17 protein-coding genes are annotated in these 23452 nt (G+C 61.4%); 6 read left to right on the top strand and 11 right to left on the bottom strand.

What is annotated here, in order from left to right; translation table 11 throughout:
• Nucleotides 1-93 precede the first annotated feature (93 nt).
• The 3 genes from AD659_RS06655 to AD659_RS06645 form a co-directional block, all read right to left on the bottom strand.
• Complete coding sequence (locus AD659_RS06655; RefSeq protein ID WP_053119509.1) at nt 94-999, bottom strand: AraC family transcriptional regulator; 906 nt, start codon at nt 997-999, stop codon at nt 94-96.
• A gap of 70 nt (nt 1000-1069) precedes the next feature.
• Nucleotides 1070-2362: a glycosyltransferase gene (locus AD659_RS06650; protein WP_053119507.1), complete on the bottom strand. Its 1293-nt coding sequence runs from the start codon at nt 2360-2362 to the stop codon at nt 1070-1072.
• 77 nt (nt 2363-2439) lie between these two features.
• Nucleotides 2440-2811: a response regulator gene (locus tag AD659_RS06645; protein WP_053119505.1), complete on the bottom strand. Its 372-nt coding sequence runs from the start codon at nt 2809-2811 to the stop codon at nt 2440-2442.
• A 271-nt stretch (nt 2812-3082) separates the two neighbouring features.
• Here AD659_RS06645 and AD659_RS06640 point away from each other — a divergent pair, with 271 nt between their 5' ends.
• Genes AD659_RS06640 through AD659_RS06620 form a run of 5 tightly spaced genes read left to right on the top strand, consistent with a single transcriptional unit; the run spans nt 3083 to nt 9620 of the window.
• Nucleotides 3083-6565 (top strand): response regulator, encoded by a 3483-nt coding sequence (locus tag AD659_RS06640; RefSeq protein ID WP_053119978.1) that lies wholly within the window; start codon nt 3083-3085, stop codon nt 6563-6565.
• The gene (locus AD659_RS06635; RefSeq protein WP_053119503.1) at nt 6565-7380 is read left to right on the top strand and encodes a CheR family methyltransferase; all 816 of its coding nucleotides are present in this window, start codon (nt 6565-6567) and stop codon (nt 7378-7380) included. Before AD659_RS06640 ends, AD659_RS06635 begins: the two co-directional genes overlap by 1 nt.
• Nucleotides 7377-7964, top strand: coding sequence for a chemotaxis protein CheB (locus tag AD659_RS06630; RefSeq protein ID WP_053119499.1), 588 nt, complete (start codon nt 7377-7379; stop codon nt 7962-7964). The genes AD659_RS06635 and AD659_RS06630 overlap by 4 nt, the downstream gene beginning before the upstream one ends.
• A 5-nt stretch (nt 7965-7969) precedes the next feature.
• A complete protein-coding gene (locus tag AD659_RS06625; protein ID WP_053119496.1) occupies nt 7970-9250 on the top strand; it encodes a hybrid sensor histidine kinase/response regulator in 1281 nt (426 codons plus the stop codon).
• Nucleotides 9243-9620, top strand: coding sequence for a response regulator (locus tag AD659_RS06620; RefSeq protein WP_053119494.1), 378 nt, complete (start codon nt 9243-9245; stop codon nt 9618-9620). Before AD659_RS06625 ends, AD659_RS06620 begins: the two co-directional genes overlap by 8 nt.
• A 247-nt stretch (nt 9621-9867) precedes the next feature.
• Here the strand turns inward: AD659_RS06620 and AD659_RS06615 are convergent, their stop codons facing one another.
• From AD659_RS06615 to AD659_RS06580, 8 genes are all read right to left on the bottom strand, one after another.
• Nucleotides 9868-11538, bottom strand: coding sequence for a response regulator (locus tag AD659_RS06615; RefSeq protein WP_053119492.1), 1671 nt, complete (start codon nt 11536-11538; stop codon nt 9868-9870).
• The gene (locus AD659_RS06610) at nt 11535-13037 is read right to left on the bottom strand and encodes an ATPase domain-containing protein (RefSeq protein WP_053119490.1); all 1503 of its coding nucleotides are present in this window, start codon (nt 13035-13037) and stop codon (nt 11535-11537) included. The genes AD659_RS06615 and AD659_RS06610 overlap by 4 nt, the downstream gene beginning before the upstream one ends.
• A gap of 338 nt (nt 13038-13375) precedes the next feature.
• Nucleotides 13376-14434, bottom strand: a complete 1059-nt coding sequence (locus AD659_RS06605; protein ID WP_053119488.1) for a tetratricopeptide repeat protein — start codon at nt 14432-14434, stop codon at nt 13376-13378.
• Between the two features lie 298 nt (nt 14435-14732).
• Complete coding sequence (locus AD659_RS06600) at nt 14733-16157, bottom strand: efflux transporter outer membrane subunit (RefSeq protein WP_053119486.1); 1425 nt, start codon at nt 16155-16157, stop codon at nt 14733-14735.
• A complete protein-coding gene (locus AD659_RS06595) occupies nt 16154-19333 on the bottom strand; it encodes an efflux RND transporter permease subunit (protein ID WP_053119484.1) in 3180 nt (1059 codons plus the stop codon). Before AD659_RS06595 ends, AD659_RS06600 begins: the two co-directional genes overlap by 4 nt.
• Before the next feature lie 15 nt (nt 19334-19348).
• A complete protein-coding gene (mexE, locus tag AD659_RS06590; RefSeq protein ID WP_053119482.1) occupies nt 19349-20602 on the bottom strand; it encodes a multidrug efflux RND transporter periplasmic adaptor subunit MexE in 1254 nt (417 codons plus the stop codon).
• 283 nt (nt 20603-20885) lie between these two features.
• On the bottom strand, nt 20886-21650 hold the full coding sequence (locus AD659_RS06585; protein WP_053119480.1) for a substrate-binding periplasmic protein: 765 nt from the start codon (nt 21648-21650) through the stop codon (nt 20886-20888).
• A gap of 176 nt (nt 21651-21826) precedes the next feature.
• Complete coding sequence (locus AD659_RS06580; RefSeq protein ID WP_053119478.1) at nt 21827-22711, bottom strand: LysR family transcriptional regulator; 885 nt, start codon at nt 22709-22711, stop codon at nt 21827-21829.
• 101 nt (nt 22712-22812) lie between these two features.
• Between AD659_RS06580 and AD659_RS06575 the strand changes: the two genes are divergently transcribed.
• Nucleotides 22813-23238, top strand: coding sequence for a VOC family protein (locus tag AD659_RS06575; protein WP_053119476.1), 426 nt, complete (start codon nt 22813-22815; stop codon nt 23236-23238).
• Nucleotides 23239-23452 lie beyond the last annotated feature (214 nt).

Here is a 23452-nt window from a genome sequence, read left to right as displayed (position 1 = left end):
GGCGCGCAGCGGCCCTGTTTTTTTGGGTCTGCTGCGCAGCCCAGCGGGAGCAAGCTCCCTCGCCACAGAGGACCTGTCGGGTCGAAAAAAGTGTCAGCCCTGGTTCTGCTCGGTCAATCGCTGCACCGCCAGCCGCCGGTAGTGGGAGGGGGTCATGCCCTTGAGCTGCTGGAAGCGCCGGTTGAAATTGGAGATGTTGTTGAAGCCCGATTCAAAGCACACATCGGTCACCGGCTTGTCGCCGTCGGCCAGCAGTTCGCAGGATTTGCTGATGCGCAGGCGATTGACGAACTCGATGAAGCAACGGCCAGTAGCCTGTTTGAACACCCGGCTGAAATAGGTCGGTTTCATGCCCAGGTGCTCGGCGACTTCTTCCAGGGGCAGTTCCCGGGCGTAATGGGCGAAGATGTAGTCCACGGCGCGGTTGGTGCGGTCGATGCTGTGTTCGTCCGCCGTTTGCGGGGCGGTCGCGCCGGACAGCAATTGGTAGTCATCCGTGGCGGCCAGCAGCTCCATCAGGATGAAAAAATGCCCCAGGCGGCTCATGCCCTGGGAGTCGGCGATGCGCTGCATCAGGGTCATGGCCTGGCGGATGGTGCGCTTGCAGCGGAACTCGATGCCGTATTGGGCGCGTTCGAGCAGCGGTGCGACCGTTTTGAGTTCGGCGAATACCTGGTGGCCGCTTTCGAACAACTCGTCGGTGAAGTTCACCAGCATGTCGCGCTTGGGCACCACTTCGTCCTCGGCCACCTGGCTGATCCAGTTGTGGGGCAGATTGGGACCGGTGAGAAACAGTGACTGGGGATAGAAGTTGCCGATGTAGTCGCCAATGAACACCTTGCCGGAACTGGCGACGATCAAGTGCAGCTCGTATTCCTTGTGGAAATGCCAGCGCACCAGCGGGCAGGGGAAACCGTGCTGGCGATAGATGATGGACAGCCCGTTATGGTCGTCCATCAACTCGTAGGAGGGGTCGGTGACTCTGGCTGTTCGGGTCATGGGCCTGGCGCTTTTATTATTATCGCCGTTGGATAATGCCCCCTTCGCCCAGTGGCTGCCACCCTGACTTTTAACCGTTGCGGTTTTTTTCTTCGATCCACTGGGACATGTATTGGGTGCTTTTGTGCTGGTGGTGACGCAGCATGCTGCCGGTGAAATTGTCCCGGCGTCGCTGCGCAAGGTCCGCCCGGCCGGCGTTGATGCTGTCGATCAGCGCCGGCCCATGCACCTGTTGCCGGTAGCGGCTCCCCAGCAGTGCCAGGCCTGCGTCCTGGGCCTGGGTCCAACGTGTCTGGTCGCTATACAGCTGCACAGCTGCGCGGGCGATGCCTTCGGCACTCTGGGCAATCGACCCGGGCCAGGGCATGCCACCGTGCATGGCTTCGACCCCCACGGGCGTGGTGACGTTGGGGGTGCCACAGAGCATCGCGTCGATCAGCTTGCCCTTGATGCCGGCGCCGAAACGCAGCGGCGCCAGGCAGATACGTGCGGCCGACATGACCTGCAACGCGTCCTCGGCCCAGTTCATGATGTGAAAGCCTTGGGCCGGGTTGTGCAGCGCCGCGGCCTTGGGCGGCGTGTAGGCGCCATACAGATGCAGTTGTGCGCCCGGCAGTTGTTGGCGGATCAGCGGCCAGATGGCGTTTTTCATCCAGAGCACGGCGTCCCAGTTCGGCGCATGGCGGAAGTTGCCGATGCTGAGGAAATGCGCCCGCTCCTCGAACGGTACGAACGGCTCGCTGCGCAGGTCCAGCATCAACGGGCACCAGTGCAGCAGGTTGCGGGGCAGCTTGAAGTGTTCCACCAACAGTTCGATTTCAACCTCGGACACCATCAGGTTGAGGTCGCAGCGGTACAGGGCGGCGATTTCCCGCTTGGCCAGGTCGGTGTCGGCCATCCGTTGGAATTCCTCGTCCAGGGCCGGGGCGAAGAGGTCGCTGAAGTCCTCGTTCGTCTCATCGCGCTTCAGGCGCTCCTTCAGGCGCTGATGGCGGGCGTGGCGCAGGCTTTGCAGATCGGAGGTCTCCAGCACCCGCAGGGCGCCGGGGCAGTGCTTTTCGACCCGCCAGCCGAACTGTTCTTCCATCATGAACTGGTCGAACAGCACAATGTCCGGCGCCAGTTCCTGGATGAACGCGTCGAAGCTGCTGTTATTGAGTTCGATGGGCACTTCGCGGATGCCCAGCGCGACCAGGTCGGCACGCTGCTCGCCCGGGCCGGCCGGGCTGCTGAAGGTGATGTCCCAGCCTTGTCCGAGAAAAGTGTCGAGGATCTGCATGACGTGCCCACTGGCCGCCGATGAACGCGGTTCGGGCCAGACATAGCCGATGACCAGGACTTTGGTGGCGGTGGGGTGACGCATGAGCGGGACGTTCCTCGGAGCGAATCAGGCGCCATCGGCGCGCGGGGCGCCGATAGTGACCAAGAATGCGATCCGGCTCAAGAAAGAATGCGTTTGATCTTGTCCCGCAACTGATCGACGGAGAAGGGTTTGCCGATCACTGCCATGTCTCCGGGCACATCGATGCTTTCGGCATAACCGCTGGCAAACAGGATCGGCAACCCGGGCCGTTTCCTGCGAGCCTCGATCGCCAGTGCGCGACCGTCCATTATCGGCAGGCCGACGTCCGTCATCATCAGGGCAATGGATTGGCTGGCATCCTCCAGAAAGTCCAGCGCCTGCTCACAACCGTCCGCCTCCAGCACCTGGTATTCCAACTCCTCCAGCACGTCGACGATCAACATCCGCACGATGTCGTCATCTTCGACTACCAGGATGGTGGGCTGGGTGGTGGCAGTGGCAGTGGGCATAGATACATTCTCGAAAGATGGAAACGGGAGGGAGCACGAAAAAAAGCCTCTTTCATGAGCCTCTTTTATGAGTAAGCGCCAAGGCGGCACAAGTTCCGTAGGTTGTACAAGAAAGGATCTATAGTACAAGAGCTGACAAGGATAGTCGCTTCCTTGCTACAAGGCAGATCGTCGCGGGATTTGCGCCTTTGACTCGTCAGAAAATGTGGATCCAAGCGCGGTTTTTCGGGCAAACTCCATGGTTTTCCAACTGTCCACCAAGGCCTTCTCCATGACTCCTTCGTCTTCGGTCGACGAGCAAAGTTTTCGCAAACTCCTGAGCCGCAACATCAGCCTGCCGCTGGGCATGGGCGCCCTCAGCGCGGTGTTTTTCATCATCCTCATCACGTACCTGTTGTCGGTGATCCAGTGGGTCGGCCATACCGACAGGGTGATCAATAACGCCAACGAAGCGCTCAAGCTGAGCGTGGACCTGGAAACCGGCATGCGCGGCTACCTGTTGAGTGGCGATGAGCACTTCCTCGACCCCTACGAAGTGGCCAAGCCACGGATCGCCGTGGCGCTGGACACTTTGCTGGAATTGACAGCCGACAACCCCGTCCAGGTCGACCGGCTGCACAAGATCCAGGCACTCCAGACGGAGTGGTCCAATTACGCCCAGGGCATGATCGACTTGCAACGCAGCAGCGGCGATTACCGGGGCGCGGTGAAGGCCGGGCGCGGCAAGCGCCTGACCGACGAGATTCGCCAGTCCTTCGAAGAGGTTGTCGAGACCGAGCAGCAACTGCGTGCGGCGCGTAACCTGGATGTGCGCACCACGACCGTCTGGAGCATTGCCCTGTACCTGTTGTTCGTCGCTGCGGTCAGCGGGCTGCTGGCCTACGTCGGTCGCCGGGACCTGTTGAACCTGTCCGAAAGCTACAGCGCCAACCTGAAGGTCCAGCAACGCAGCGCTTTGCACCTGGAGAAGCAGGCCTGGCTGCGCAATGGCCAGACGCAACTGGCCGAGCAGGTCCTGGGGCAACTGTCGCTGAACCTGTTGGGCCGCAATATCCTGCAGTTCTGTGCGAAATACCTGGACGTCGCTGTCGCGGCACTTTATGTGCGGGAAGAAAACGGTGTCCTCCGGCGCGTCGCCGCCTATGGCCTGTCCCGGGAGGACGAAGAACAACAGCAGGTGATCGTCGCCGGCGAAGGCATCGCGGGCCAGGCCGTGCAACAGGGGCGCCTCATCCGCCTGGACGACGTGCCGGACGATTATCTGAAGGTCAGCTCCGGATTGGGGCAGGGCCTGCCCAACAGCGTGTTGGTGGTGCCTACCAGTGACGATGACCGGATCAACGGTGTCGTCGAGCTGGGGCTCCTGCGGCCATTGACCGAACGAGATGTCGAGCTGCTGGAGCTGATCGCCGGCAACATCGGCACCTCCATCGAGGCCGCCCGCTATCGCCAACGCCTGCAGGAAGTGCTGGCCGAAACCCAACAGTTGAACGAAGAGCTGCAAGTCCAGCAGGAAGAACTCAAGACTGCCAACGAAGAGCTGGAAGAACAGTCGCGCATCCTCAAGGAATCCCAGGCCCACCTGGAAGCCCAGCAACAGGAGCTGGAGCAGACCAACGAGCAATTGGCCGAGCAGCGCGACGCCATGGACCAGAAGAACAGCGAACTGAACCTGGCCCAGATCCAGTTGCAGGAGCGCGCCGAAGAACTGCAGCGATCGAGCAAATACAAATCCGAGTTTCTGGCCAACATGTCCCATGAGCTGCGCACGCCGCTCAACAGCTCGCTGATCCTGTCCAAGCTGCTGGCGGAGAACCCGCAGCAGAACCTCAGCGAGGAGCAGGTCAAGTTTGCCGAATCGATCTACTCCGCCGGCAATGACCTGCTGAACCTGATCAACGACATTCTCGACATCTCCAAGGTCGAGGCCGGGAAACTGGAAGTGCGCCCGGAAAACACCAGCGTGCAGCGTCTGGTGGAAGGGTTGCGGGATATGTTCGAGCCGTTGGCGGCCGACAAGGGCCTGGGTTTCGAGGTGCAAGTGCTGACCGATGCGCCGGCGATGCTCTACACCGATCGCCAGCGCCTGGAGCAGGTGATCAAGAACCTGCTGTCCAACGCCGTGAAGTTCACCGAGCAAGGTTCCGTCAGCTTGTCCGTGGCCGGTCAGCCGGGCTCGGGCATCGCATTCATGGTGCGGGACTCCGGGATCGGCATCGCCGCGGACCAGCAGCAAAGCATCTTCGAAGCGTTCCGCCAGGCCGATGGCACCACCAACCGTCGCTACGGCGGTACCGGCCTGGGGTTGTCGATTTCCCGGGACCTGGCCACGTTGCTGGGCGGCTCGATCTCGGTTTCCAGCGAGCCGGGGCAGGGCAGCGTCTTTACACTGGTATTGCCGGAACGTTATGTCGAGCCCGGGGACACCCCGATAGCGCCGATGACCTTCACCCCGACGGCCACCGCGCCAGCGGCCGTTGCACCCAAAGCCGCACCCGCGCCGCTGATCGCCGAGGTGGACACGCCGATTGCCCGATTCGCCGACGACCGCGACAAGGCGCCATTCGAAACCCGATGCATCCTGGTGATCGAGGACGAGCCCAAGTTCGCGCGGATTCTGTTCGACCTGGCCCATGAGCTTGGTTACCAGTGCCTGGTGGCCCACGGTGCCGACGAAGGCTTCGACCTGGCGTTGCAACTGGCCCCCGACGCGATCCTGCTGGACATGCGCCTGCCGGACCATTCCGGGCTGACAGTGTTGCAGCGGCTCAAGGAGCAGGCCGAAACCCGGCACATCCCGGTGCACGTGATTTCCGTCGAAGACCGCGTCGAAGCCGCCATGCACATGGGCGCCATCGGCTATGCCGTCAAGCCAACCACCCGCGAAGAACTCAAGGATGTATTCGCCCGCCTGGAGGCCAAGCTGACCCAGAAGGTCAAGCGGGTGCTGCTGGTGGAAGACGATGACCTGCAACGCGACAGCATTACTCGCCTGATCGGCGACGATGACATCGAGATCACCGCTGTTGGCCTGGCCCAGCAAGCCTTGGACCTGCTGCGGACCAATGTCTACGACTGCATGATCATCGACCTCAAGTTGCCAGACATGCTCGGCAATGACTTGCTCAAGCGCATGTCCAGCGAAGACATCTGTTCCTTCCCGCCGGTGATCGTCTACACCGGGCGCAACCTGACACGGGACGAGGAAGCCGAACTGCGCAAGTATTCACGCTCGATCATCATCAAGGGCGCCCGTTCGCCAGAGCGCCTGCTGGACGAAGTGACACTCTTTCTGCACAAAGTCGAATCCCGGTTGTCCCATGAACGGCAGCGGATGCTCAAGACCGCCCGCAGCCGCGACAAGGTGTTCGAAGGCCGCAAGGTGCTGCTGGTGGATGACGATGTGCGCAACATTTTTGCCCTGACCAGCGCCCTGGAGGCGAAAGGGGCGATCGTGGTCATCGGCCGCAATGGGTTGGAGGCGATCGATCGCCTGAATGAGTTCGACGACATCGACCTGGTGCTGATGGATGTGATGATGCCGGAGATGGACGGTTTCGAGGCCACTGCGCTGATCCGCAAGGACCCGCGCTGGCGCAAGCTGCCCATCATCGCCGTGACGGCCAAGGCCATGAAGGATGATCAGGAACGCTGCCTGGCGGCGGGTTCCAACGACTACCTGGCCAAGCCGATCGATCTGGATCGTCTGTTTTCGCTGATTCGCGTGTGGTTGCCGAATATGGAAAGAATTTAGTGGAACGTGACACTGACATTGAACTTCGTTTGTTGATTGAAGCGATCTACCTCAAGTACAGCTACGACTTTCGCGATTATTCCGGCGCTTCCATCAAGCGCCGGGTCCACCATGCGCTGAGCCAGTTCGAATGCAAGACCATTTCAGCCTTGCAGGAGCGCGTATTGCATGACCCGGGCATGTTCATGCAGTTGCTGCAACTGCTGACGATCCCGGTCAGCGAGATGTTTCGAGACCCCTCGCATTTCCTGGCGATCCGCGAGGAAATCGTGCCGTTGCTCAGGACGTACCCTTCGATCAAGATCTGGATCGCCGGTTGCAGCACGGGGGAGGAGGTCTACTCCATGGCGATCCTGCTGCGCGAAGAAGGCCTGCTGGACCGCACGTTCATCTACGCCACCGATATCAATCCGCGTTCGCTGGAAAAAGCCAAGCAGGGGATCTTCTCCCTGGAAAACGTGCGCACCTATACCCAGAACTACCAGAACGCCGGAGGACGGCGATCATTTGCCGATTACTACACCGCCGCCTACGATTATGCGATGTTCGACAAAACCCTGTGCCAGAACGTGACCTTTGCCGATCACAGCCTGGCGACCGACAGTGTTTTCTCGGAAACTCAGTTAATTTCATGCCGCAATGTATTGATATATTTCAATAAAAAACTGCAAGATCGTGCGTTTGGACTGTTCCATGAGTCCCTCTGTCACCGTGGTTTCCTGGTATTGGGCAGTAAGGAGACATTGGATTTTTCGGCTTACGGCCATCGATTCGAGCCGTTGGTCAAACAGGAACGGATCTATCGCAAGTTATGAACCAGACGAAGGACAGGTCCAGGCCGCCCATCGAGGCCATTGTCGTCGGCGCATCGGCCGGCGGTGTCGAAGCGTTGCTCAGGGTGTTCGGACACCTGCGCCGAGGCTTTGGCGTGCCCATCCTGGTGGTGTTGCATCTGCCGGATGAGCGCGACAGCCAACTGGCCTCGGTGTTCGGCCATCGTCTGGCGGTGCCGGTGGAGGAAGCCCGGGACAAGCTGGATATCGTCCCGGGCACCTTGTACGTCGCCACGCCTGGCTATCACTTGTCGGTGGAGGCCGACCGTAGTCTGTCGTTGAGCCTGGAGGAACCCGTCCACCATTCACGGCCGTCCATCGACGTGCTGTTCGAGTCGGCCGCCGATGTCTACGGCCCGGCGTTGCTTGCCGTGGTGCTGACCGGCGCCAACGACGATGGCGCCCGGGGCCTGGCGAAGGTCAGGGCGCTGGGCGGGATCACGGTGGTCCAGGATCCCGAGGAAGCCCAGGTCTCCACGATGCCCGAAGCCGCGCTGGCCCTGCACGAGCCCGACCATATCCTTACTTTGCAAGGCATCGGCCAATTGCTGGCCGGGCTGGAATGAACCACATGCCAAGAGATATTCAAGCCAAACTGCTGATCGTCGACGATCTGCCTGAGAATCTGTTGGCCCTGGAAGCGTTGATCCGGGGAGACGACCGCGAGGTCTTCAAGGCCCTGTCGGCGGACGAAGCGCTGTCCCTGCTACTGCAACATGACTTTGCCCTGGCCATTATCGACGTGCAGATGCCGGAGATGAACGGTTTCGGGCTGGCCGAGCTGATGCGCGGCACGGAAAAGACCCGCAGCATCCCGATCATTTTCGTCAGCGCCGCCGGGCGTGAGCGCAACTATGCCTTTACCGGTTATGAAAACGGCGCGGTGGACTTCCTGCACAAGCCGCTGGACACCCAGGCCGTCAAGAGCAAGGTCAACGTATTCGTCGAGCTGTATCGCCAACGAAAGGCCATGAAGGAACAGGTCGTTGCCCTTGAGCAGAGTCGCCGGGAGCAGGAAGTCCTGTTGCAGCAACTGGAGGCCACCCGTGGCGAGTTGGAGCAGGCGGTGCGCATGCGGGACGACTTCATGTCCATCGTTGCCCACGAGGTGCGCACACCCCTCAACGGCCTCATCCTCGAGACCCAGCTGCGCAAGATGCACCTGGCCCGGGACAATGCCGCGGCGTTCAGCCTGGACAAGGTGCGCGCGATGGTCGAACGCGACGAGCGCCAGATCAAGAGCCTGATCCGGCTGATCGAGGACATGCTGGATGTGTCGCGGATTCGTACCGGCAAGCTGTCGATCCGTCCGACCCGCTTCAACCTGACGGCCTTGGTGGAAAACCTGCTGCGCAACTTCCAGCCGCAAATCGCCGTGGCCGAGTGTTCGTTGACCTGCATGGCCGAACCGGCGGTGGAGGGGCTTTGGGATGAGTTTCGTATCGAGCAGGTGGTGTCGAATCTGCTGACCAATGCGCTGCGCTACGGCGGCAAGGGGCCAATCGAAGTGCGCGTCTACAAAACTCCCGAACACGCCTGCATCGAGGTCCAGGACCACGGCATCGGCATCAGCGAGGAGAACCAGAAACGTATCTTCCAGCAGTTCGAGCGCGTATCGTCCAAGGCAGTCGCCTCGGGCCTGGGACTGGGGCTGTTCATTTCCGAGCAGATTGTCACGGCCCATGGCGGGACAATCACGGTCGACAGTCGGCTCAATGAAGGGGCACTGTTTCGTGTTTGCCTGCCCTTGCAGAAAACTGTCTTGGACAAAACCGCCGAACAGACGCAACCTCTGAGAGACCCCAAGGTCGTATCAGCAGCTATTGATCGAACGAAGGCTTCTCATGAGTGAAGATGCGCAAGATGTTGTATTGGTCGTCGAGGATGACCCGTCGATCCTGATGGTGTTGTCGGCCCACCTGTCGAACGAGGGGTACCGGGTGCTGCAGGCCGAAAACGGTGAACAGGCGTTCGAGATCCTGGCGAGCAAGCCTCATCTGGACATGATGATTACCGACTTCCGCCTGCCGGGCGGTATTTCCGGGGTGCAGATCGCCGAACCCGCAGTCAAGTTGCGCCCCGAGCTGAAGGTGATTTTCATCAGTGGCTACGCGCAGGAAGTGCGCGACACCGATAGCCCCATTACCCGCAAGGCGCCGATCCTGGACAAACCGTTCGACCTGGATGAGTTGCAGCGCATCATGCAGTCGATGTTGTCGTAGGCAGGAGATATCCCAGCAGATCAGGCGAACCCCCTGTGGCGAGGGAGCTTGCTCCCGCTGGGCTCTGTAGGAGCTGGCGAAGCCTGCGATCTTTTGATCTTGATCTTTCGCTCTCGATTCAATTGTCAGTGGAAAGATCGCAGCCTCGCTCCGCTCGGCAGCTCCTACATGGCGTTTGCAGCCCAGCGGGAGCAAGCTCCCTCGCCACAATGTGTGCAATGCCCCTGCTCAAACAGAACCCATCGCCTCAAACCTTGATCATCTCCCGCACCTTGGCCGTCAACAAATCAAACGTGAACGGCTTGGTGATCATCTGCATCCCCGGGTCGAGGAAGCCGCCGCGCACCGCTGCATGCTCGGCGTAGCCGGTGATGAACAATACCCGCAAGCTCGGGCGGACCTGCCGGCCGATTTCCGCCAGTTGCCGGCCATTCATGCCGGGCAGGCCAACGTCGCTGATCAGCAGGTCGATGCGCTGGCTTGACTGGAGGATCGGCAACGCGCCGTTGGCGTCGGCCGCTTCCACAAACGCATAGCCCAGTTCGCTCAACACCGCGCTCACCAGCACCCGCACCGCCGGATCGTCCTCGACGATCAGCACGGTCTCGCCATCCTGCGCATGCGGCGCCTGCTGGGCGGTGATCTGGGGCTCGTGTATTTCTTCACCGATGAAGCGTGGCAGGTAAAGGTTCACGGTGGTGCCTTTGTCGACTTCGCTGTCGATGGTCACATGGCCACGGGATTGCTTACTGAAGCCATAGATCATCGACAGGCCCAGCCCGGTGCCCTGGCCGATCGGCTTGGTGGTGAAGAACGGGTCGAAAGCACGGTTGATCACCGCTTCGGGCATGCCGCAACCGCTGTCCTGCACACTCAGCACCACATAGTCGCCGGGTGCCAGGTTGGGGTAGGCCTCGGTGAAGTCGGCATCCAGATGCTGATTGCGGGTCTGCACCACCAGGTTTCCACCGTTGGGCATCGCATCCCGGGCGTTGAGTACCAGGTTGAGCAGGGCGCTTTCCAGTTGATTGGGGTCGGCTTCGGCGACCCAGAGTTGTTCGTCCAGTTGCATGTCCAGGCGAATGCTTTCGTTGAGACTGCGCTGCAGCAGTTCGCCCATGGACAGCACCAGGGTATTCATCTGGACCGCCTTGGAGTCCAGCGATTGCCGCCGGGAAAACGCCAGCAGGCGATGGGTCAGGCCGGCGGCGCGGTTGGCCGAGGTCACGCCCAGGTCGATCAGGCTGTCCAGGTCCTCGGTACGCCCTCGGGCCAGGCGTCGACGCAACAGTTCGAGGCTGCCGATGATCCCGGTGAGCATGTTGTTGAAGTCGTGGGCGATGCCGCCGGTGAGCTGGCCGACCGCCTCCATTTTCTGCGACTGGCGCAGGGCTTCTTCGTTGTGGCGCAACTGGGCGGTACGCTCTTCTACCTGCTGTTCGAGGGTTTCGAGGGTGGTTTGCAGGCGCAGTTCGCTGTTGCTGAGGTCGATCAGGCGGTCCCGGGCTTCGTACTGCCTTCGACGCCCGCGCAGGGCGGTGGTGACCAGGCTGATCAAGGTGACCGGATGGAAAGGGCGCTCAAGGAAGGTCACGTTGCCCAATTGCATGCCGATCCGCGCCGCCGGGTTCTGTTCCGGGCCGCCGTGATGGGTCAGCAAGACAATGGGCAGGTCGGACCAGGCCGGTTGCTGCTCGATTTGCAGGAACAGCGTTTCCAGGTCGGGACCGACCAAGGCCTCCGAAGAAACCACCAGCAGGCCGGCACCGCTTTCCAGCTCTTCGCACAAATGGCCCAGGTGGCGGCAGATGAGACCGGCAAAACCGGCCTCATTGAGGATCATCAAGGCGATCTGGCTGTCCCGTCCCAGCGGCGCGAGAATCAGCGCCCGCTCGGACAGGGGCTCGGCCAGCGTCACCGGTGTTCATCCTTGAGCAGCGGGTTGCTCTCGCCCATGTAAGTGGGGACCCCTCGCAAGACGCCTTGGAACGCTTCCAGCGGTTCGCCAATGGTCATGCCCGAGCCGCTGATGCGGTATTCGCGGATGGTCGACTCGTGGCTGCCGGTGCGCTTCTTGATGATGGAAATCGCCCGGCGAACCTTGCCTAGCGCTTCGAAATAACGCAACAGAATCACCGTGTCGGCCAGGTAAGTAATGTCCACGGGCGCCTGCATGTCCCCGACCAGGCCGTGCTGAGCGACGGTCATGAAGGTCGCCGCGCCCTTGCGGTTGAGGTAGAGCAACAACTCATGCATGTGCAGCACCAGGGCGTTCTCTTCCGGCATGGCCGCCTGGTAGCCGTTGATGCTGTCGATGACCACGGTCTTGATGTCACCTTCATCGACGCAGCGACGAACGCGGTGGGAGAACTCGCCGGGGGACAGCTCGGCGGCGTCCACCTGTTCGATCAGCAGGTTGCCGGTCTCTTGCAGGGCTTGCAGATCGATGCCGATGTTTTTCAGGCGCTCGAACAGCAAGCCCAGCTCTTCATCGAAGATGAACAACGCGGCTTTCTCGCCGCGATGCACGGCGGCAGCAGCAAAAATCAGCGAGATCAGCGACTTGCCGGTCCCCGCCGGGCCCAGGATCAACGTGCTGGAGCCGGTCTCGATACCGCCGCCCAGCAACGCATCCATTTCGCCGATGCCGCTGGAGAGTTGCTGGCGCAGGTAGTGCCCGCGGTGTTCGGCGGCCACCAGGCGCGGGAACACGTGCAGGCCATCACCCATGATGGTGAAGTCATGGAAACCGCCGCGGTATTTCTGCCCGCGATACTTGACCACCCGCACCCGTCGCCGTTCGGCGCCGTAGTTGGGGGTCAGTTCTTCCAGTCGCACCACGCCGTGAGCAACGCTGTGCACCGTCTTGTCCAGGGACTCGGTGGTCAGGTCGTCAAGCAACAGGACTGTAGCGTCGTAGCGCACGAAGTAATGCTTGATCGCCAGGATCTGGCGACGGTAGCGCAGGGAGCTTTGCGCCAGCAGGCGGATCTCCGACAGGCTGTCGAGCACGACCCGGGTCGGCTTGACCCGTTCGACCACTTCGAATATCTGCCGGGTCGCTTCGCCCAGCTCCAGGTCCGAGGAGTACAGCAAGCTCTGCTGGTGCTCGGCATTGAGCAGACTTTCGGGCGGGGTCAGCTCGAAAATATGAATGTTCTCGTCCAGGGTCCAGCCGTGGGAGGCCGCGCCCTGACGCAGTTCACGCTCGGTTTCCGAGAGCGTGATGTACAACGAGCGCTCGCCAGCCTTGGCGCCGGCCAACAGGAAATGCAGCGCGACCGTGGTCTTACCGGTCCCCGGTTCCCCCTCGAGCAGGAACACATGGCCGCGGGACAAACCACCGGAAAGGATATCGTCCAGTCCTTCGATGCCGGTGGCGGCTTTTGCACTGATCAACTCGTTAGATGTAGACAAAAATAGCCCTCTCATGACTAGGGAAGTGGGCAGCAGGCGGGGTAACGCCTGAAATCGACTGCCTGAACACTTGACCTTTGGCGGTGATGGCGGTTCCGCTTATATCGACAAAACGCGGTGCACTGCACAACTTTCGGCGTGTGACGACGGCCTACAGACCAATGCCAGTCAGCTAAGCGAAATGAAGCCGAGCAGTAATCCTGTGGCGAGGGAGCTTGCTCCCGCTGGGTCGCGAAGCGGTCCTGTTTTGGGGCTGCTGCGCAGCCCAGCGGGAGCAAGCTCCCTCGCCACGGTATGTGTGTTTGCCCAAGGTTTCACTTAACCGCCAGGCATCAGGCCTACAGGCCCTGTTGCAGCGCCGGGTCATCGGGATTCAACTGCTCCAGTTGCGCCAACAGGATTTGAACGTTCTGCAACTGACCGGTTTCCTTCCAATAGTTGATCAGCAACACCCGGGCCTTGCGGTCGGCCGGGTAGCGCTGGACGATTTCCTGCAGCTGTTTCTGCGCGGCTTCCACTTCGTGCTCGGCATGCAGGGTGGTCGCCAAGTCATAGCGGTAATGCCGGTTTTCGGGGTCCAGTTCCACGGCTTTTGCCAGGCCGAGCACCGCATACTCGCTCTGGCCGTGTTGCAGCAGCCACATGCCCAGCGCATGTTGCAGATAAGCCGACGCTGGCTGGGTTTGCAACTGCCGGGCGAGTAATTGCCGCGCGGCTTCGCCCTGGCCCTGTTTGTCCAGCACTTCGATCTGCATGACCAACGCCGGCAGGTTGTCCGGTTGCAGGCGCAACGTCTGCTCCAAGGCCAACTGGGCTTTCTTCAGTTCGGCATTGTGCAGGTGCAGCCGGGCGAGTTGGTAGTGGGATTCAGCGGTTTTCGGGCCGTCCTCGAGCACCTGCTCCCAAGTGTCGATGGCGATCTGCATCGCGCCGAAATACAAGCCGAGGTCATCCGGCGACAGGCCCAGCAGCGCGTTCACGGCGGCGAACCGGACGTTCGGGTCGTCATCATCCAGGAGCGGGCCGAGCAACAGGCTGCGCTGGCCCGTCGGTACCAGCCCGACGACGCTGCCGATGGCGGCCCGGCGCACGTCCGGTGATTCGCTGTGCAGGTCCGCGTCCGCCAGTTTCAGGGCTTGTGGGCTGGGGTAGTTGGGCAATTCGGCGTGCAGCCACACGCGGCGCTTGGGCGAGAGGTCCGGCCGCCCCAATTGCTGGTAAAGCATCCGCGCCGCACCCGGTTGCCCGTTGCGGGCGTTTTCCAAGGCTTCACTGTAGCCACGCTTGATCGCCTCGGGGATTTGCGGCGTAGTGCTGCGTAGCCACACCGCGACAAGACCGATCAACAACAGGACACAGAGGCTGAGGAGCAGATAGCGGCGGCGAGGCGAGGGCATGCAGGTAATCCATAACCAGGAGCGTGAAATGACGCAAGCTTCGGTCAGGTGGCAGCCTGAGTCAAACCTTGTAACAGCGGTGATGAACTCTGTGGGAGCGAGCTTGCTCGCGATGAGGCCGGCACCTTCAGCATTAATGCAACCTGACCCACCGCTATCGCGAGCAGGCTCGCTCCCACAATGGGCTCGCACAGGGGCTTTGGGTTAAGCCGAAAAAAAGCCCCGCGTCCAAATGGGAGGCGGGGCAAAAATTTGGCTGGTTGCGGCCAACCAAAGGAGCTCGGTTGAGCAGGGCGGATCAGTTGCTGGCGACGGTTTCCGGTTTCCAGCCGCCACCGAGGGCCTTGTAGATCGCGACGATGCCGCGGTACAGGTCCACTTCGGCCTGGGCCTGGGTGTCTTCGGCGGCCAGGCGTTCACGTTGGGCGTCGAGCAGCACGAGGAAGTCCACGGTGCCTTCGCGGTAGCGAATCTCGGCCAGGTCGGCGGCGGCGCGGCTCGATTCACTCTGACGGATCAGCGAGATCAAGCGTTGCTGGCGCTTGCCGTAGTCACTGAAGGCGTTTTCCGATTCTTCCAAGGCCAGCAGCACTTGCTGTTCGTAGGTCGCCAGGGCGCCGTCCGCCTCGGCGTCGGCACCGCGCAAGCGCGCCCGCACGCTGCCCAGGTCGAAGGCCGCCCAGGTAATGCTCGGGCCCAGCGCCCAGGCGTTGGCGGCCGAGGAGCCGATCTGCGAACCGCGTCCAGCCGTGAAACCGAGGAAACCGCTCAGGCTGACCCGTGGGAACAGATCGGCCTTGGCCACGCCGATGCGCGCCGTGGCGGCGGCCAGTTGGCGTTCGGCACTGAGGATGTCCGGGCGCCGTTGCAGCAGCTCACCCGGGTCGCCGATGGGCAGGGCCTTGGCGATGGCCGGCAACTGTTTCGGGCTCAGGTCCACGCTGAGTTTGTCCGGGCGTTCACCCAGCAGCGTGGCGATGCGATTGCGTTGGCGCACCTGTTCGGCCTGCAGTTGCGGCACGCTGGCTTCCACCGAGGCCAGGCGCGCATCGGCGCGGACCACGTCAAGCTGATCGCCGACACCGGCATCGCGCAGGCTTTCGGTGATCTTGCGCGAATCCTGCTGGTTCTTCAGGTTGGCCAGGGCGATCTTTTCCCGCAGTTGCGCGCCGCGCAGTTGACCGTAGGCGTCCACCAGTTCGGCGATCATCGTCACCTGCAACTGATAGAGGTCGGCTTCGATCGCCTGTTGATCGGCATCGGTGGCTTCCAGGTTGCGCTGGATGCGCCCGAACAGGTCCAGCTCCCAGGCCATGTCCAGGCCCAGATCATAACGCTCGGAGTTGACCCGGTCGTCCGTTTGCCCCATCGGATTCTGGCCTTTGCCCAGTTCGCTGCTGGCACGGCTGGTAATGGTCGGCATGGCGTCATTGCTGGCGTCGTCGCGAATCGCCCGGGCGGCCCGCAAGCGGGCAAAGGCCACGCGCAACTCGCGGTTGCCTTCCAGGGAGCGGGTCACCAGCGCATTGAGGGTCGGGTCGTCGAACTGCTGCCACCAGACACCTTCGAAACGGGCGCGGTCAAAATTCTTCTGGCCGGCGGCACCGTCGGTGGCGGTGGTGATATTCGCCGCCTCCGTTTGCGGTGCCTGGTAGTCCGGGCCTACGGCACAGGCACTCAAGGCCAACACCAGCAAGCTCGGCACGAACGCTTTCAAACTCATTGTTGCGCCTCCAGTTTCAAAGCCCGGGCCGCCTTGCGGGCCTCGCTGCGCTCGACGAAGTTGCGGATCAGTACATAGAACACAGGGGTGAGCAGCAGGCCGAAGAAGGTCACGCCGAGCATCCCGGAGAACACCGCCACACCCATGGCATGACGCATTTCCGCACCTGCGCCGCTGGAGAACACCAGGGGCACCACGCCCATGATGAAGGCGAAGGAGGTCATCAGGATTGGCCGCAGACGCAGGCGGCACGCTTCGAGGACCGCCGCCAGCGGGTTCATGCCTTCGAGCTGTTTATCCTTGGCGAACTCGACGATCAGAATCGCGTTCTTGCAGGCAAGTCCCACCAGTACGATCAAACCGATCTGGGTAAAGATGTTGTTGTCGCCACCGGAGAGAATCACCCCGGTAATCGCCGACAGCAGGGTCATCGGCACGATCAGGATCACCGCCAATGGCAGGCTCCAGCTTTCGTACTGTGCCGCGAGCACCAGGAACGCCAGCAGTACGCAGAGCGGGAACACGAACAGCGCGGTGTTGCCCGAGAGGATCTGCTGGTACGTCAGGTCGGTCCATTCGTACGTCATGCCGTTGGGCAGTTCGTCCTTGAGCAGTTTCTCGATGGCCTTTTCAGCCTGGCCGGAGCTGTAGCCCGGGGCGGCGGCGCCGTTGATTTCAGCGGTGATGAAGCCGTTGTAGTGCATCACGCGGTCTGGCCCCGAGGTGTCGCTGACCTTGATGAAGGTCGCCAGCGGGATCATCTCGCCACGGTTGTTGCGCACCTTGAGCTGGCCGATCTGGTCCGACTCGAGACGGAACTGCTGCTCGGCCTGGACGTTGACCTGGTAGGTGCGACCGAAGCGGTTGAAGTCGTTGGCATACAGCGAACCCAGGTAGATCTGCAGGGTGTCGAAGATGTCGCTGACGGCCACGCCGTGGGTCTTGGCTTTTTCACGGTCGATAGCAGCATCGACCTGGGGCACGTTCACGGTGTAGCTGGTGAACAACCCGGCCAGTTCCGGCACGCTGCGGCTCTTGGTGATGATGTTCATGGTTTCTTTGTACAGCTCGTCGTAGCCCAGGTTGCCCCGATCCTCGATTTGCAGGCGGAAACCACCGATCGTGCCCAGGCCCTGTACCGGCGGCGGTGGGAAGATCGCCATGTAGGCTTCCTGAATCTCCGAGTACTTGCCGTTCAAGGCACCGGCGATGGCACCGGCCGACATGCTCGGATCCTTGCGCTCGTCGAAGGGCTTGAGGGTCACGAACACGATGCCGGCGTTCGGGCTGTTGGTGAAACCGTTGATCGACAGGCCGGGGAAGGCCACGGCGCTTTCAACGCCCGGTTGCTTGAGGGCCAGGTCGGACATGCGCTTGATCACGTCTTCGGTGCGATCCAGGCTCGAGGCGTCCGGCAGTTGGGCGAAGGCCACCAGGTATTGCTTGTCCTGGCCGGGCACGAAGCCGGTCGGGGTGTTGGAGAAGCCGAAGAACGTCAGCACCATCAGGCCCGCGTAGAGCACCAGGGCGATGCCGCTGCTGCGGATCACCCGAGCGACGGTGCCCACGTAGCCATGGCTGGCACGCTCGAAGAAGCGGTTGAACGGACGGAACAGCCAGCCACCGAATACCTTGTCCAGGAACTTGGAGAAACGGTCCTTGGGCGCGTCATGGCCCTTGAGCAGCACCGCGGCCAAGGCTGGCGACAGGGTCAGGGAGTTGATCGCCGAGATCACCGTGGAGATGGCAATGGTCAGGGCGAACTGTTTATAGAACTGACCGGTCAAGCCGCTGATGAACGCCGCCGGAACGAAGACCGCGCACAGCACCAGGGCGGTGGCGATGATCGGGCCGGTCACTTCGCCCATGGCGCGTTTGGTCGCCTCCACGGGGGTGAGGCCCAGCTCGATGTTTCGCTCGACGTTCTCCACCACCACGATGGCGTCGTCCACCACGATACCGATCGCCAGGACCAGGCCGAACAGCGACAGGGCGTTCAACGAGAAGCCGAACAGGTGCATCACTGCGAACGTACCGATCAGCGAAACCGGCACCGCCACCAGGGGAATGATCGAGGCGCGCCAGGTCTGCAGGAACAGGATTACCACCAGCACCACGAGAATCAGGGCTTCGAACAGGGTGTGGACCACCGCTTCGATGGAGCCCCGGACGAAGATCGTCGGGTCATAGACGATGCTGTAGTCCATCCCGGCCGGGAAGCCTTTCTTCAACTCGTCCATCTTCTCGCGAACGTCGTTGGAGATCTGGATGGCGTTGGAGCCCGGACGCTGGAAGATCGGGATCGCCACCGCCGGCTGGTTGTCCAGCAGCGAGCGCAGGGCGTATTGGCTGGAGCCCAGTTCGACTCGGGCGATGTCCTTCAGGCGCGTGATCTCGCCGTTGGCGCCGGAACGAATGATGATGTTCTCGAACTCTTCCTCATTGACCAGGCGACCCTGGGTGTTGATCGACAGCTGGAAGGCCTGGGCATTCGGCGCCGGCGGCGCACCCAGGGCACCGGCTGCCACTTGACGGTTCTGCTCACGGATCGCGGTGACCACGTCGGTGGCGGTCAAGTTGCGTGACGCGGTCTTGTTCGGATCCAGCCAGACCCGCAGGGAGTAGTCGCCCATGCCGAACAGTTGCACATCACCCACGCCGCCCAGGCGCGCCAGCTCATCCTTGATGTTGAGCAGGGCGTAGTTGGACAGGTAGAGCATGTCGTAGCGTTTGTCCGGCGAGGTCAAGTGCACGACCATGGTCAGGTCGGGCGATGCCTTGTCCACCGTGATGCCGATCCGCGTCACTTCTTCCGGCAGCTTGGGCTCGGTCCGGGTGACGCGGTTCTGTACCTGCACCTGGGCGTTGTCCAGGTCGGTGCCCAGGGCGAAGGTGATGGTCAGGGTGATCTTGCCGTCAGCGGTGGACTGCGAGGACATGTACAGCATGTTCTCGACGCCGGTGATGGCTTGTTCCAGGGGCGCGGCCACGGTTTCGCCGATGACCTTGGGGTTGGCGCCCGGGAAGTTGGCGCGTACGACCACGGTCGGCGGCACGACTTCCGGGTATTCACTGATCGGTAGCTGGAACAGCGAAATGGCGCCGGCGATCAGGATCAGCAGCGAAAGCACTGCTGCGAAGATCGGCCGCGAAATGAAGAACTGGGAAAATTTCATCTTGGATTCAGTCCCTTAACCGCGTGGGGTCGCAGCGGCCAGTTTGCCTGCCGATCCAGACGCGTCCTTGGAGGGCGCGACTTGGGGCAGGTTGCTGGCTTCGAGCGCTTTACGTTGTTGTGCCAGGGCGGCAATGGTTTGTTCGCTGGCCATCGGCACGGTTTCAGGCGTGACCGGTGCACCCGGACGAGCCCGTTGCAGACCCTTGACGATGATGGTGTCGTCCTTGTTCAGGCCGCTGCGCACGATGCGCAGGCCTTCGATCTTCGGCCCCAGCTCGACGGCGCGGTAGGCCGGCTTGTTCTCGGCGTCCATCACCAGCACGAATTTCTTGCCCAGGTCGGTGCCCACGGCTTCGTCGTTGATCAGCACGGCGGCGTAAGTGCCGCTGCCCACCAGCTTCAGGCGGGCGTACAGGCCCGGGGTGTAGGCGCCGTCCTTGTTGTCGAACACGGCGCGACCACGGATGGTGCCGGTCTGCGGGTTGACCTGGTTGTCGACGAAGTTCATCTGGCCCAGGTGCGGGTTGCCGTCTTCGTTGGACAGGCCCATGTAGACCGGCGTGGCCTGGCCGCGCTGGCCCTGGCGGGCGAGTTGGGTGTACTTGAGGAAGACACGCTCGTCGGCGTCGAAGTAGGCGTAGACCTTGTCGGTGGACACGACGCTGGTCAACGGCGTGACGTCGGCGGTCACCAGGTTGCCGGCGGTGATTTCCGCCCGGCTGACGCGACCGCTGATGGGCGAGGTGACCCGGGTAAAGCTCAGGTTCAGTTTCGCCAGGTCCAACTGCGCCTGGATGGCTGCTGCGGCGGCCCGGGCTTCCTGGGCGGCGCTGGTGCGCGAATCCGCCAGCTCGGCGGAAATGGCATTGCTCAAGCGAAGACGTTCGCCACGCTGGGCTTCGTTCTCGCTGCGGGTCGCGGTGGCGCGGGCTTGGGCCAGTTGGGCTTCGAGACGACGGACTTCAGCCTGGAAGGGGCGAGGGTCGATCTGGAACAGCAGGTCGCCTTTCTTGACCAGCGCACCTTCGGTGAAGGCCACTTCGTCGATCTGCCCGGAAACCCGCGGGCGGATCTCGACGGTTTCTGGCGCTTCGAGGCGGCCGGTGAACTCATCCCATTCGTTGACGGGTTGCTCCAACACCTTGGCCACACTGACTTTGGCCGGCGGCATGGACGCTGCCGTGTCGGGAGTCTTGCCGCAGGCGCTCATCACCAGCACCGCGAGCAGCGCGAGGGGAAAACGCAGTTTTGAAAGTGAATGTTCCATGGATAGCATCCGCCAATGTATTGAGAATGGGCGGATGATGCGTGGCGCAAGGCAGAGGAACGAATCGAATGAAGCAAAGGTAACTATCATTCAGAATGATATAAGCCATCGATAAGCCCGCTGGTGCTCACGTTAAAGATCGGTGACCGTGTGGCGAGGGGGCTTGCTCCCGCTTGAGCGCGAAGCGCTCACAAAGAAGGGCGGCTACGCAGCCAGCGGGAGCAAGCTCCCTCGCCACAGTTATCAAATTTATTGATGGTCGCCGGGTGAGCTTGGCTCAAGCCTAATGCGGTAAATAAAGGTCATGGACACGCTTGACGGTCCCATCCGCGCGAAGCGCTTCAACCGCCTCGCGCAGATGCTCGACCATTTCTGGCGTGCATTGCTTCGAACAGGCCAGGTAAAGGTCTGCACTGCTGCCGACGGTACTCATGAGCAGTTTGCGCTTGGACACCTTCGGCCAGATGTATCGACTCTCCGGTACGCCGTTGAACCAGGCATCGATACGCCCCATCAAGAGCAATTGGGCGGGGTTGTCGCCGATGGCCAACGGGTAGATCTGTTCATCGCTGAACCCTTCGGTGCGCAGGATATCTTCCTGTGCGCTGCCCAGGCCGACGCCGATTTTGCGGTAGGTTTCTTTCGCTTGGGCGAAGCTGTTCACGCGCCGCTCGAGGCTGAAAAAGGCTCGCTCCATGGGCATGATCGAGGCGATCCAGGTGAAACGATCCTCACGGGTGGGGATGCGTGAAAGAGGCGTGATCAGGTGGTCATGTTCTTCACTGACATGTTTCTGCGCCCGGGCCCAGGGAAGCACATGGATCTTTACCGTGTAGCCAGCCTTGGTCATGGCTGCCACGGCGACATCGCCAACGATTCCGTAGCCCCTGGGGTCGTTGACGAACGTCAGCGGCGGCGCATCGAGAATGTGCAGTTCAATTTCCAAGGCTTCAGCGCCGGCGTTGTGCACGACCAGCAGCGGTATCAATAGACAAAGCCTGGATAGCGCCTTGGTGGGAACATTCAAAACGCATTTGCTTAGGTTCATGATTGATACTTCAGGCATTGGAAAGTGGGCGCCATTCTACGGAGCGGCGCCGGAAACAGCGTGCTACAGGCCGGTTTATGTGATGCAGCGCACCCAAAGCGGGTTTGCCACAGTCGTTTTATCTGGACACGCCAATCTGTTGCATTGGCCTGACTGCGTGTATCTGAAGGTATAGATCATTGCGCCGACAAAAACCTTGGGGCTTGCTCCGCAATCAGTTGCACCAACGTCCCCACCGGCTCGGCAAGGCTCTGCAGAGGCCGATGGACGAGCCCGACCTCACGATGGAAAGTATGTTCTGTGAGGTCGAGTGCGCGTACACCCTCCGGCCATTGGCGATGGGTCGAAGTTTGCGGCACCAGGGCCACACCGACACCATTTTCAACCAGTTTGATGATCGCCTCCAGCTCATCCAGCTCGCTGACTTCATGCAAGGTGAAGTGCATCTTGCGCAGGAAGCGATCCACTTGACGGCCGCCGAACGAGGCTCGGTCATAACGAATGAAAGGTTGGCTGCCAAGCAGTTCGGCCCAGTCTTCGCCCGGTAGCTCGCTCGGAACGATCAGTCGATACGGCTCGAGCGCCAGGGGCATCCAGCGCAGGTCGCTTTGCAGCGAGAAAGGCGGGCGGATGATGGCGGCCATGTCGATTTCGCCGGCATCCACCAGGTTGATCAACTCCATCGACACCCCAGGAAGCACACGCGTGCGGCACTGCGGACACTGTTGGTGAAACTGCGCGAGCGCGTCTGGCAAGTAAGAACGTTGCACCGAAGCGATCGCGCCAATGTTCACCAGCACGCTGGGTGCATGCCCGGCCGGGCTTGCGCCAAGGTTGTCGTAGAGGCGCAGCAGTTCTTGCGCCTGCAGGAGTATTTGCTGGCCCCTTCGGTTGAGGTGGGCCGAGCGGCCTTTGCGGTCGAAAATCTCGAAACCGAGTTCGGCCTCCAGGCGCTGGACCTGCGCGCTGACCGCCGCCTGGGTGAGGCCGATTTTGCTCCCGGCCGCGGCGAAAGTACCTTCCCTGGCCACGGCGATAAGGGTCTTGAGTTCTTTGATCATTCACAAATATTAATTGTGTTGCTGAGAAATTTATATTGATTTTATTGTTTTGAGCCCAGCCTTACGATGGCCCGGTCCTAACAAAAGCAACAGGAGCCGTGATGAGCCTTTCTCCCTTTCACCTCGCAATCCCTGTCTACGACCTTCCAGGCGCCCGGGCCTTTTATGGCGAAGTGTTTGGGTTGCAAGAGGGCCGCTCCAGTGCCCAGTGGGTTGACTTCAACTTCTATGGTCATCAGTTGGTCATCCATGAACAGCCAAAGACCGCAGCTCAAGAGCGTGTTCACAGCAACCCGGTCGATGGGCACGATGTGCCTGTTCCTCACTTCGGCATCATTTTGGGCTGGCAGGAGTGGGAAACGCTGGCCGAGCGGTTGAAATCCTTTGGCACCGAGTTTGTGATCGAACCCTATATACGTTTCAAGGGACAGGTGGGGGAGCAGGCCACGATGTTTCTGTTCGATCCCTGTGGCAATGCCCTGGAATTCAAGGCGTTCAAGGATATGAGCCAACTCTTCGCCAAATGACCAATATGATCAAAACAAAGGCACGACGTTGTCATGCCTCTTGATGTCAGGAGAGCCCCGGATTCTGCGCTGTGTTGGCCATTCGGGCAGCGTAGCGCCGGGGTGAACAACCCATGATTGTTGTTGGACCGAGGTTGGAGCGGTTACGACGACGTGCCGTACTGGGTCCCGAGGACGTGTCCTGCGGTACTGCGTTGATTGTTTCTGCCTCGGA

The organism is Pseudomonas thivervalensis, assembly GCF_001269655.1.
In the GTDB taxonomy this organism is placed as follows: domain Bacteria; phylum Pseudomonadota; class Gammaproteobacteria; order Pseudomonadales; family Pseudomonadaceae; genus Aquipseudomonas; species Aquipseudomonas thivervalensis.
Note: the sequence above shows the minus strand (reverse complement) of the source record. Positions and strands in the feature narration are given on the sequence as shown.